Below are 11927 nucleotides of genomic sequence, written 5' to 3'. Positions count from 1 at the left end.
CTTCCGAAAAGCCCTCAAACCGCAGGAGCATTGAATGGACCGACGATACAGGGCGGGGGTCATCGGACGCACCGGGCGGGGCAACTACGGCCATGGCCTTGACACGGTGTACCTCGGAATGGATGACGTGGACATCATCGCCGTGGCCGACGACGATCCGGACGGCCTGCGGGAAGCGGGCAGGCGGCTCGGCGTGCGGAACCTGTATACGGATTACCGTGAGATGCTGCGCAACGAGTGGTTCGATATCGTCAGCATCGGTCCCCGCTGGCTCGACCAGCACGCCGCGATGACCCTGGCGGTGGCGGAGGCGGGCGCGTGCATCTTCCTCGAGAAGCCCATGGCCCGCACGCTGTCCGAGGCCGACGCCATGATCGAAGCCTGCGAGAAGGCCGGGGTGATGATGGGCATCGCCCACCAGGGCCGCATGCACGCGGCCGCGTGGCACGCCCGTCAACTGATCGCCGACGGCGCAATCGGGGATATCCTCCACGTCCGCATGAACGGCAAGGAGGATCATCGCGGAGGCGGCGAGGACCTCATGGTGCTGGGCACCCACCTTTTCGACATGCTCCGGTTCCTCCTGGGCAGAAACCCCGCCTGGGTGCAGGCATCGGTGACCATGGCCGGCGGCCGGCCCGCGACCCTGGAAGACGCCGTGGAGGGTCCGGAAGAACTGGGCCTCATCGCGGGCGACGCCATCCACGCGATGTACGGTTTCGGTCACGGTGTGACGGCCACTTTCGAAACGCGCCGTAACCAGGACCCTCACCCCCGGAGGTACGGGATGTGGGTGTACGGTTCGGAGGGCATCATGACCGTCCATGAAGGTTCCCAGCAGATCAGGATCCACGGATCCCCGGTCTGGCATCCGGACGACGACGCGGCGGTTCGCGACGTTACCGCGGAAGCGCTGGAACTTGAGCCTTCCGAGCAACCTTCAATGAGCGCGCTTCAGGCGGCGGCCAACGCCGCCATCGTCCGCGACGTGTTCGAGGCGAGGCGGGACGGGCGCAGGCCGGTGAACAGCGGATACGACGGGCGCTGGGCACTGGAGATGATCCACGGCGTCTTTGCCGCCCACCTGGCGGAAAGCCGCATCGCCCTGCCGCTGGAAAACCGGGACCACCCGTTGTTGCCGAACCTGATTTAGGATGAACGCCGGCGGATGACCGCCATGCGTACACGTACCGCCAGATCGGAGGGATCTTTGTCCGCGACATCTTCGTCCGCGACATCTTCGTCCGCGACGTCATCATCCGTGGCAGCTTCAGCGCCGGGCAGGTCCTGCCGCGACGCACTGGGCCGCATCGGCCTGCCCGAACCCGTGTCCTCGCTCGCGGGACGCGACTGGGACGCGGTAGTCGTCGGCGCCGGCCACAACGGCCTGGCCTGCGCGGCCTACCTCGCCCGCGCCGGGAAGCGGGTGCTGGTCCTGGAAGCCCGGGAACGCGTCGGCGGCGCCTGCACGCTCGAAGAGACCTGGCCGGGATACCGCGTGTCGCCCTGCGCCTACCTCGCCGGCCTGCTCCATCCCCTGGTGATCGAGGAATTGGATTTCGCACGCTACGGTTACCGATGGACGCCGGCCGTAGCGGGCATGTTCGTACCCTTCGAGGACGGGTCGAGCGTACAGTTGTGGGAGGACGACGACCGCTGCCTGGAGGAGATCCGACGCCTGTCGCCCCGGGACGTGAAGGGCTTCGAGGCCATGTACGCGCCCATGCGGCGCATCCGGGAGGCCCTTCGTCCGCCGGGCAAGGAGGACGTCTGGATCGGGCGTGCGCCGACCCGGGAACAGATCGAAGAACGCCTCAAAGGCGACCGGGAAGCCATCGGACTGCTCTTCGAATGGTCCATGGTCGAATATGTCGAACGGTACCTCGAAGACGAGCGGCTGCGCATGGCCCTGATCGGCCAGGGCGTGATCGGGACGAACGCCAGCCCCTACGAGCCCGGGACCGCCTCCGTGCACGTTTTCCACTCCACGGGGACCATGGCCGGCATGCCCGGCATGTGGGGGTACGTGCAGGGCGGCATGGGCATGGTGTCCTTCATACTGTGCGACATCGCGCGCGACTCGGGCGCCGCGGTGGCCGCGGGCGTGCCCGTCGCCCGCATCCTGCCCGGAGAGGGCGTGGAGCTAGAGGGTGGCGAGCGCGTCCGGGCACCTGCTGTCGTATCGAATGCCGATCCCCGGGTCACGCTAAGGCTCCTTGGCGACGCGGCCGACGGGGCGTGGAAGGACCGCGTGGAGTCGGTTCCCCAGACCGGCGCGACCGCCAAGATCAACTTGGCCCTCGCCGAATTGCCGGATTTCACCAGCCGACCGGGAACGAACGAGGACCACCACCGGGGCCAGGTCAACATCCCGCTTACCGCACGGCAGTGGCACGAATTCCACGCCATGGCCGGAGACGGCCGGTTGCCGCCGCGGCTCTGGGAGGAACTCTACTTCCACACCGCCCACGATCCGAGCGTGGCACCGGCGGGCCGTCACACCATGAGCATCTTCGCCCAGTTCGTCCCTTACACGTTCGCCGATGGCGACTGGGATTCCCGGAGGGAGGAGGTGGGGAGGCTGGCCCTCGAATCACTCGGCTGCTTCTGCAGCAACATGCCCGATGCCGTCCTGCATATGGACGTCATGGGTCCGCCGGATATCGAAAAGAAGGTGGGGTTGACCGGCGGCCATATCTTCCAGGGTGAGATCCTGCCGGCCTTCATGTGGGAGAAACGGCTCGAACCTCGGACGCCCATGCCCGGGGTCTACCTGTGCGGGGCCTGCACCCATCCGGGCGGCAGCGTGATCGCCGTCAACGGGCGCAACGCGGCGATGGAAGTGCTGGGGATGTACGGGGATCAGTAGGCCTGGGCGTAGACGACCTTGCGTTCCGAGGAACCCCCGCAATACGCGCAGGTGCCCGGATCGGCCTCCCGGTCCATGGGGACGCACCGGATCGTGTTCCGGGTTTCGTCTTTGATCGCGGCCTCGCACGCCGGATCGCCGCACCAGTGCGCGTGGATGAACCCGCCGTCGCCGTTCGCGGCCGAGACGAAGGCCTCCCGGTCCCGGATCTCCCGGGAACGGGCTTCGCGGAAATCCAGGGCGCGCTGGAACATATCCCGCTGCACGGTCTCCAGCAATTCTCCGACCCGCTTGCCCAGGGACTCGAGGGAAATGAACTCCTTCTCCCCCGTATCCCGGCGCACGACCACTGCCTGGCCGGAGGCGATGTCCCGCGGGCCGAGTTCCACACGCAGCGGCACGCCCTTCGTTTCCCACTCGGTGAACTTCCAGCCCAGGCCGAACTGCTCGCGGTCGTCCACCTTCACCCGCACGCCTTCCAGTGACGCAACCAGCTTGTCGACGGCTGCCCGCACGACGGACTGTTCCTCGTCGGACTTCGCGATGGGAATGACGACGACCTGGTGAGGCGCCAGGCGGGGAGGCAGTACCAGCCCCCTGTCGTCGCCATGGGCCATGATGATGGCGCCGACGGTCCGGGTGCTCATGCCCCAGCTTGTCTGGTAGACGTGTTCGCGCGACCCGTCCCGCGTCTGGAAATCGATGTTGAAGGCCCGGGAGAAGTTCTGTCCCAGGTCGTGCGAAGTGCCCATCTGCAGGGCCTTGCCGTCCTTCATCATGCCCTCGATGGCGTAGGTCTGCAACGCGCCGGGGAACTTCTCGGCGTCGGTTTTCGGACCGTACAGCACCGGAATCGCCATGTAGTCTTCCGCAAAGGTGCGGTAGATGTCCAGGATGCGCAGGGTTTCCTCCTCGGCCTCCACCGCCGTGGCGTGGGCCGTGTGGCCTTCCTGCCAGAGGAATTCCGTCGTCCGCAGAAACGCCCTCGGTCGCAGTTCCCACCGGAAGACATTAGCCCACTGGTTGATCAGCAGCGGCAGGTCGCGATAGGACTGGATCCACCTGGCGTACATGTCCGCAATGATGGTCTCGGAGGTCGGGCGGACCATGAGGCTTTCTTCGAGCTTCTTGCCCCCGCCGTGCGTAACCACGGCGCATTCGGGCGAGAACCCCTCCACGTGTTCCGCTTCTTTCTGGAAGAAGCTGTCGGGAATCAACAGGGGGAAATAGGCGTTTACGTGACCGGTATCCTTAAACATCCGGTCCAGCACCGCCACCATGTTCTCCCAGAGCGCGAAGCCGTATGGCCGGATGACCATGCAGCCGCGGGTCGGGGCGTTGTCGGCCAGTTCCGCTTTCGCGATCACTTCATTGTACCAGGCCGAGAAATCGTCCGCCTGCGCGGTCAGTTTTTTTGCCATGACTCCACCTTTTCGTCCGAGGATATCGCGAGATAGAACCGGCCGATCTCCACTTCGAAGTTACGGCCGTCAGCGTCCTGCATTTCATATTCGCCTTCCATGGTACCCCACTCCGTGTCCAGGGGGCAAAGACTCTGGTATTCGTGGTTTTCTCCGGGCTCGAGTTCGGGCTGCAATCCCACGACGCCCGGTCCCCTGACTTCGCTGCGCTTGCCGTCGGCGTTGATGATGACCCAGTGACGGTTGATCAGCTTCACCCACCGCTCGCTGCCATTGGTGATGACGATACGATAGGCGAACACGTACTGGCTCTGGCCGGGATCGGAATGATCGGGCAGATAGCCCGGGTATACCTGGACCCGTATGCCATGGGTGACCGTGTCGGAATTCAGCGGTGTCGGCATCGCGTTGCTCCGTGGAATCGGCCCGGAAAATCGAAGGTGTATAAGATAAATACGAGGGGCTTCATCGACAAACAAAAAACCGACGTAGACGCCCTTCCAGGAGGCGGAATCCGGACCAAAAACACCTTGACACCCGGAGGCCGCATCTCTATCCTGTCCACGGCACAAAACCGTATCCACCGGGGAAGAAACGGAATGGTCAAGCTAGGCCTTGAAGGCGTCGTAGCCGCGCAGACGGCCGTCTGTTTCATCGATGGCCTGCAGGGCAGAATGCTCTACCGGGGCCACGACATTCACGACCTGGCTGCCCATTCCAGTTTCGAGGAAACCGCCTGCCTTCTGTGGCACGGCGACCTGCCCGGGTCGGGACAGCTGGCGGAACTCAACGAGCAGCTCCTCGCCGGCAGAACGTTGCCTGCATCAGTTTTGGACCTGCTGCGGGCACTCCCGCGTCGCACGGCGCCTATGGACGTGCTCCGTTCGGCCGTGTCGTTCCTGTCCGCCTACGACCCGGATGCGGCGAACCACACCCGCGAAGCGAACCTGCGCAAAGCCGTCCGGCTGACCGCCCAGTTCGCGTCCGTTACCGCCGCCTGGCACCGGATCTCGAACGGCGGCGATCCCATCGCGCCGAATCCGTCCCTGGACCACGCCGCGAATTTCCTGTACATGCTGAACGGTACGATACCGGACCCCGAGCACGCGAAGGCCTTCGACGTCGCCCTGATCCTGCATGCCGATCACGAACTGAACGCGTCGACCTTCGCCGCCCGGGTCACCGCGGCCACGCTCTCGGACATGCACTCGGCGGTCACGTCGGCCGTGGGCACGCTCAAGGGACCGCTGCACGGCGGCGCCAACAAGGACGTGATGGACATGCTCAACGAGATCGGGGAGATCTCCCTGGCCGCGGACTACGTCAGGGAGAAACTGGCCGCCAGGGAGAAAATACCCGGATTCGGTCACCGTGTCTACAAGACAGAGGATCCCCGGGCGACGCACCTGCGCCGCCTCTCGGAGGAACTGGGCGGGAAGGCAGGCGACCTGAAGTGGTATGAAATGTCCCGCGTGATCGAGCAAACCATGATGGACCTGAAGGGTATCGCCTGCAACGTGGATTTCTACTCCGGATCGGTCTACGCCAGCATGGGGATTCCGGCGGGGTTGTTCACACCCGTTTTCGCCTGCAGCCGGATCACCGGATGGACCGCGCACCTCCTCGAACAGTACGCCGACAACCGGATCATCCGCCCATTGGGCGAGTATACCGGGCCGACCGAAGCGCGGTACATACCCATGGACGCCCGCCCCGTCTGACTGCGGGCACCAGCCGCCTGACTGCGGGCACCAGCCGCCTGACCACGGTACGCCCCTCGCAGGCGGTGAAGTCGAACGGACACCAGTGAATGTCTAGACCGGATCGGGGACAAGTATCATGATACAGGCCTTCCGTGCGCTGGTCTTCGCGGCATCGGTCACTTTGGTCACGCTGCCGGCGTCCGGACAGTTCAATTTCAACCTGGGCGGCGAAGTGGCCCGTCCTGCCTCTGGTCTTGCCGATCTGGTCGAAGAGGACTACGGTTACGGCGCCCATGCCGCCCTGACGTACTGGTTCAGCTATCGCGTCCAGCTGGTCTGCTCGGGCGGCTACGTCACCTACGGCAGCGAGAAGATCAAGTCCCGCACCGAAGTGGAGGACCTGGTCGACCAGGGTCTTGACGCCATCGCCGACCGGATCGAGGGCAACTACTCCAGCATTCCGGTGACCGCCGGCCTGCGATTCTACCCGTTGGAACGATTATTTGTACAGGGCGCTGCCGGCGTGGTGTACAAGAGAACACGGCAGATGGTAAACGCGACCACGAATACGAAAGCGGGTTTCGTCACGGAAAGAGACCTGGTCGTGTCACCCGGGATCGGACTCCTGCTCGGCCGTTTCAGCCTCCAGGCGCAGTACAACGTTTCCAGCGACGACTGGAAGTGGATGAGCCTGGGCGTGTCGATGATCTTCGGGAAGCTGTAGGATGTAAACTCATTTCAACGTGACAACAAGGTCTTTACGTCATGCCTGGTTTCTCTTACGTCGGCCTTCAATTCGGCAAAGGTTGCCATCGTAGTTTCTCGTAACGTTTCGATCTCTCTTACCAGGTTGTACGTGGCCGTATCCAATTCACGTTTTCCGACCATCTTGCCCCTGCGGAAGAATATCCAACTGAATATCCAACCTAACACCGCTACCAAAATCACGGCCGCCGGCATTAGATAGTCAACCACTGTCTTGTCACTCTCCTTCTGTGCGTTCACGTCATAGACCGGCCTGCGTACCTTCCTGAAAATCACTCACTTGTTCAGATTAGCCAGTGGGGTGTCATTCTCCTTAGAATCCGCACTGTATTTGAGGTATCCGCTTACCTCGTCAATCTTGGTTTCTACTCTGTCTAACGAATTTGTTATGTTTCTTAATTCCTCCCTGAATTCAGTTCTTAACTCACCCAGAGTAACATGCAAATAAGTCAATAAAGCGATTAACGCGACTGCACCGGTGAAGACAGGCCCGTTACGTGGTAGCCACGACTCCTGATTCATTTCCAATCCTCCTAATCGGAATTAACTGGTCGTGCGGTTATGCTGGTTTATCGATTAGTCGCGTTCCAAATTTCGTTTCTCGACGTTTTTTTAACTACGATGGATTTACCTTACACCGCACAATCAAGGCAGGTACCCGCCGCGGTATTTATCGATCAGGCTCCAGAGAATGGCCGCGGTCTCAACGTCGAGCACGCCGCCATAGTCCGAGGGGCGAAAGTGGATTTGAAATGCGCGTATGGCGAAGCGCGTCTGGTGGTCCAGTTCTCCGGTTGGTTCGACCAGGTATCCGAGCCTTAGCAGCGCGGTCTGCAGTCTTTCGATCGTAGGTAGCTGGTCCTCGAATTGCGCCATGTAACGCAACCTGGTTTCCTCGTCATACCAGGCGCCTATGCCTTCGTCGTACAGCCGCCGCCAGGGAAAGAGGGGGCCTGGGTCCGACCGGCGCCTGTGTGGGACCGCAATATCGGAGTGCGCGACGAAATCGAGCGGTCCAATGCGGGGATGCCGTTGCTGAATGCCTCGAAGCAATTCGATCAACATCTCGATCTGCGCTTCGCTGAAAGGCGGAAAATCACAGACGAGCGCGTCCGGACCGCTATCCTCGACAGCTGACGTATCCGATTCGCAACTAAACTCGTTTACGATCTCGATCCCGATGGATCGGGCGTTAAGCCCCGTATCCCCGGCCCAGTAGCTGACGCCGGCGTGCCATGCCCTTTGGCTTTCCTTCACGAATTGATACAGGCGCATCCGGCGGTGACCGTAGGTAGGGTCGTTTTCGTCGGGAATCAGGTAATGTGCACTGACCGGACGCCCGGTCCGGGTGGTGAGCAATCTTACCGATTCCGCGAAATTTGCCGAGGTGGCGTGAATCACCACGTAATCGACCCGGCTGTTCTGGTTCGCCGACTCGATATAGATGACGTTTGAACAGCCAGCCGCAAACATCGAAAGCATCCAGAACATACATAACTGCGTAATACGGGTTATCTTCATGTCAGGTTCCGTTCGCAAATAAAGGCAGCGGCGCTTTGTTTGTGATTGAAATACCGAGTGCGAGTCAGCACATTGAAGGGCCTTGTTGCCGCGAAGCATGTCCGGTTCGGATTTACAATGTAATGGATCCGGTGTAGAATCCAATCAGGAAGCGGGTATAGACTTGATCGTCAAACGCTCCACGCAGGAGTACTGAATGAGCCGATTCAGGGATGCGAGAGACCGCGGCGGCCAATACCTGCTTGGCAAGTTGCACGCGGACGGCAGTTTCGGCGACCCCGGTCTCGGCGTCACCGAATATTACAAGGTACCGGCCGCGTTGCTCGTGTGCGGCCTGTCTCACGCGGCAAGCCGCCTGCTTCGGTGGATCAGGCACCATGGGTTCCTCCCCGACGGCGACTTCGGTCCGCGCCCAACCAACGAACTCGACAGCTACTACTACACCTACCACAACACCTGGGTCATCAAGGCGGCCCACCGCATGGGTGCTTTCGACCTGGCCCGGCGCGGCATGGACTTTCTCCTCGGGTTCCGCGACCCCGCCGGCGGCGGCTTCTACTCCCATCCGACAGCGCGCGAAGGCGGCACCGAACAGGACCTGTGGGTCGTGAGCGGCTGCGGCTGGTGCGCCGTCTACACCGGAAGGCTGGATGTGGCCAGGAGCGCGGGCGCCTGGATGCGGCGAATGATGAAGGAACAGCCCGATTTCCCGAACGAGTTGTGGACGGTCTACAGCCGCGAACGCGGATTGATCACCGAGGTGATGGACGGCGACGACTTCAGGTACGTGCTGACGCGGGACGAGTCGCGGGACCAGTCCTTCTACCATCCCGGCATCGCGGCAGGTTTCCTTTGCCGGCTGTACATGGCCACGGGCGAGGAGGAATGGCTGGACCTGGCGAAAACGTACATGCGGTTCTGCGAGCATGTCGGGGACTATCACTTCAGGCTGCTTCGTGCCGGCAAGGTCGGTTGGGCCGGAGCGATGCTCTACACACTCACCGGGGAAGCGAAGTACCGCGACATGGCGGTCAGGGTTGGCAACAACCTGGTCGAAACCCAGCTGGAGAACGGGGCATGGGCCTGGCCGGAGATGGGCCTGACCGGACCCCACAACGACATCACGGCCGAGATGATCGTCTGGCTCGACGAGATCCACCAGGCGGCCGGCGAGGACTAGGCAGCATCTACCGGGGCTCCCGCGCGACCACCGCCCGCGTGCTCCGGTCTTCCGTGGACAACCGTCGGGCGACACCTGCCCGGAGCAGCGCGATATCGCCCGGTTCGAGCGAAACTTCCCGTCCGTCCAGCGAAAGTTGCACGACCCCGCTCAGTACCATCCAGTGTTCGTTCCGGTTCAGCACGGCGTCATGCTGGGGGTCTCCCTGGGCGTTCACCTCTTCATATCGCTGCAACCGCCATTCGGAGACAGGGCATCGCGGACCGGGATCCCGTATGGGGCCGGTGTTCATGCTGCCCGGAACGACGAAACCGGGAACGGTGGGCTCGGCGGGACCATACTCCTCCACGGTGAGGTGCAGCGGCCTGCCCGCCCGCTCCAGGCGCGTCACGATGGCGTTGTTCTCGTAGTGCGTGAACATCTGGAACTGGTGGACGCAGCCCATGGGCGTATAGACCAGCGTGTTCGGCGTGATCTCGTGTCTTACGCCGTCAAGGCGAACTTCCCCGCGGCCCGCGGTGAACAGCCAGATCTCGTCGTTGTCGTGGTAATGGGGTTCGACACCGGTCCCGGTCCCGCCGTCCGGATAGTGCCGGTAACAATTCAGGGCGGTCCAATCCGGGAACACGTCCTGTTCCCAGTAGGACTGGTTCGAATTGAGCGAACGTATCATGTACCGGCGGTCTTCGATGACCATGGTTCCTCCACGATCGACGAACTGGCGGGGCCTCGTTTGTGAATGTAAATTACACTCATATGTTCAACATATATCAAGCATATCTTCATCGATTCGGCGCTTGGCGCGCGTAACGGCCAATCGCCCGGACCGGTTCTGCCCGCGAATCGTAGTCCAGGCCATGCGTCGGCCCGCAAAAAGAAATCCCGACCAGGCAACCCGCGAGCGCTAAAATGACCGATGACAACCGGATTGAACGGATGGAAACCCTTATACGGGAAGCCGGCGAACTCGCTGCCTCCTTTGCACGCGACCCGCACCGGCCCGTCTACCACTTCACGCCGCCCGCGGCCTGGATGAACGATATCAACGGGGCCCTTTACTGGAAGGGCCGCTATCACATCTTCTACCAGTATAATCCGCACGGCGCCTACTGGCATCTCATCCAGTGGGGCCATGCCTCCAGTACCGACCTCGTGCACTGGGTCCACCATCCTGTGGCGCTGAAACCGGATGCGGACGGGCCGGACCGGAAGGGCTGCTTCAGCGGGGGCGCCCTGGTCAGCAAGGACGGGGTTCCGGTACTGATCTACTACGGCAACCCCGACGGACTCTGTCTCGCCCGCAGCAGCGACGACCTGCTGATAGAATGGACGAAAGACCCGGGGAATCCGGTGATCCCCGAGCCGGAAGCGGGGAGCGCCGACTTCGGGCGCTACACCATGCACGACCCCTGCGGGTGGCTGGCGGACGGCCAGTATTACGCCGCCGTCAACAACCGGGACCCGCAAGGCCGGGGGGACGCCGCGTTCCTGTTTAAATCGGAGGACCTGCGCACCTGGGCGTACGTCGACGTGTTTTACCAGTCGAGGCGGGCATGGACCGAAGGCGGCGAAGACTGCGCCGTGCCCGATTTCTTCCCCTTCGGCGACCGGCACATGCTACTCTTCTGCAGCCATCTGCAGGGAAGCCAGTACTATATCGGCGAGGTGCGGGACGAACGGTTTATTCCCGAGATACACGGGCGCTTGAGCTGGGAAGGAGGACATCTCGGCGGCCCGAGGACGCTGCTGGATCCCAATGGACGGCGCGTATTCTTCGACTGGATCCGCGAACTGCGCGGAAACGAGCGCGAACGCGCGTCAGGATGGTCGGGCGTAATGACCGTTCCGCGCCTGTTGTCACCGGGGCCCGGCGGTCACCTGCAGATCGAACCCGTGCCGGAGCTTGAAATGCTGCGGCTCGATGCCCGCCGGCATGAGTCTATCGATGTAACTGCTGATTCCGAGGTGGCACTCGAGGGCATCGGAGGGGACTGCCTGGAACTGGCCGTCGAGATCGATCCCCGGGAGGCGCGGGAGGTCGGCGTGAAAGTGCTGCGCTCACCGGGGGGCGAGGAGGAAACCGCGGTTTCCTGCGACGTGGCGGCAGGCGTCCTGCGCGTCGATGTCAGCCGGTCGTCCCTCGACCGCGAAATACGTTACACCCGATACCGGAGTCTGCAGCCGCACCTGCCTGAGCACGAACAGTACGTCACCGCGCAGGAAGGACCGTTCGAACTGGTGCCGGGTGAACCGCTGGTGCTGCGCATCTTCCTGGACCGTTCGATCCTCGAGGTCTTCGCCAACCGCCGGCAATGCGTGACCCAGCGCATCTATCCGACGCGGACCGACAGCACGGGCGTCAGCCTGTTCGCACGCGGAGGCGCGGCCAGGTTCATATCGCTGCAGGCCTGGAACCTGGCACCGACGCGCATGTGACGGCTTTGCCGAAGAAGTCCACGAGGTTCACC

11 protein-coding genes are annotated in these 11927 nt (G+C 62.6%); 6 read left to right on the top strand and 5 right to left on the bottom strand.

The window, feature by feature from the left end; translation table 11 throughout:
- Positions 1 to 34 precede the first annotated feature (34 nt).
- Both F4Z81_03875 and F4Z81_03870 read left to right on the top strand, forming a co-directional pair.
- The gene (locus F4Z81_03875; GenBank protein MXW04191.1) at positions 35 to 1153 is read left to right on the top strand and encodes a Gfo/Idh/MocA family oxidoreductase; all 1119 of its coding nucleotides are present in this window, start codon (positions 35 to 37) and stop codon (positions 1151 to 1153) included.
- Positions 1154 to 1177: 24 nt separating this feature from the next.
- Positions 1178 to 2869 (top strand): NAD(P)/FAD-dependent oxidoreductase, encoded by a 1692-nt coding sequence (locus F4Z81_03870; GenBank protein MXW04190.1) that lies wholly within the window; start codon positions 1178 to 1180, stop codon positions 2867 to 2869.
- On the opposite strand, the gene F4Z81_03865 is transcribed toward F4Z81_03870, so the two are convergent.
- Positions 2863 to 4290 carry a proline--tRNA ligase gene (locus F4Z81_03865; GenBank protein MXW04189.1) on the bottom strand — a complete coding sequence of 476 codons (1428 nt, stop codon included), beginning with the start codon at positions 4288 to 4290 and terminating at the stop codon, positions 2863 to 2865. The two genes, F4Z81_03870 and F4Z81_03865, sit on opposite strands and share 7 nt — an antisense overlap.
- A complete protein-coding gene (gene apaG / locus F4Z81_03860) occupies positions 4275 to 4694 on the bottom strand; it encodes a Co2+/Mg2+ efflux protein ApaG (protein ID MXW04188.1) in 420 nt (139 codons plus the stop codon). The genes F4Z81_03865 and apaG overlap by 16 nt, the downstream gene beginning before the upstream one ends.
- Positions 4695 to 4889: 195 nt before the next feature.
- On the opposite strand from apaG, the gene F4Z81_03855 reads away from it, so the two are divergent.
- Both F4Z81_03855 and F4Z81_03850 read left to right on the top strand, forming a co-directional pair.
- Positions 4890 to 6011 (top strand): citrate synthase, encoded by a 1122-nt coding sequence (locus F4Z81_03855; GenBank protein MXW04187.1) that lies wholly within the window; start codon positions 4890 to 4892, stop codon positions 6009 to 6011.
- Between the two features lie 118 nt (positions 6012 to 6129).
- Positions 6130 to 6717 carry a hypothetical protein gene (locus F4Z81_03850; GenBank protein MXW04186.1) on the top strand — a complete coding sequence of 196 codons (588 nt, stop codon included), beginning with the start codon at positions 6130 to 6132 and terminating at the stop codon, positions 6715 to 6717.
- A gap of 14 nt (positions 6718 to 6731) precedes the next feature.
- Here F4Z81_03850 and F4Z81_03845 read toward each other — a convergent pair whose 3' ends face one another.
- Positions 6732 to 6998, bottom strand: a complete 267-nt coding sequence (locus tag F4Z81_03845; protein MXW04185.1) for a hypothetical protein — start codon at positions 6996 to 6998, stop codon at positions 6732 to 6734.
- A 405-nt stretch (positions 6999 to 7403) separates the two neighbouring features.
- Entirely contained in the window at positions 7404 to 8231 is an 828-nt protein-coding gene (locus tag F4Z81_03840) for an N-acetylmuramoyl-L-alanine amidase (protein ID MXW04184.1), read from the bottom strand.
- Positions 8232 to 8475: 244 nt separating this feature from the next.
- Between F4Z81_03840 and F4Z81_03835 the strand changes: the two genes are divergently transcribed.
- Positions 8476 to 9459, top strand: a complete 984-nt coding sequence (locus F4Z81_03835) for a hypothetical protein (GenBank protein MXW04183.1) — start codon at positions 8476 to 8478, stop codon at positions 9457 to 9459.
- A gap of 7 nt (positions 9460 to 9466) precedes the next feature.
- On the opposite strand, the gene F4Z81_03830 is transcribed toward F4Z81_03835, so the two are convergent.
- Positions 9467 to 10156 (bottom strand): cupin domain-containing protein, encoded by a 690-nt coding sequence (locus tag F4Z81_03830; GenBank protein ID MXW04182.1) that lies wholly within the window; start codon positions 10154 to 10156, stop codon positions 9467 to 9469.
- Positions 10157 to 10395: 239 nt separating this feature from the next.
- Between F4Z81_03830 and F4Z81_03825 the strand changes: the two genes are divergently transcribed.
- Positions 10396 to 11895, top strand: a complete 1500-nt coding sequence (locus tag F4Z81_03825) for a glycoside hydrolase family 32 protein (protein ID MXW04181.1) — start codon at positions 10396 to 10398, stop codon at positions 11893 to 11895.
- The last annotated feature ends 32 nt before the right edge of the window (positions 11896 to 11927 follow it).

Source organism: Gemmatimonadota bacterium, assembly GCA_009835325.1.
Classification (GTDB): Bacteria; JAAXHH01; JAAXHH01; order JAAXHH01; family JAAXHH01; genus JAAXHH01.
The sequence above is the reverse complement of the archived record's forward strand: the minus strand, read 5'-3'. Positions and strand labels throughout refer to the sequence as shown.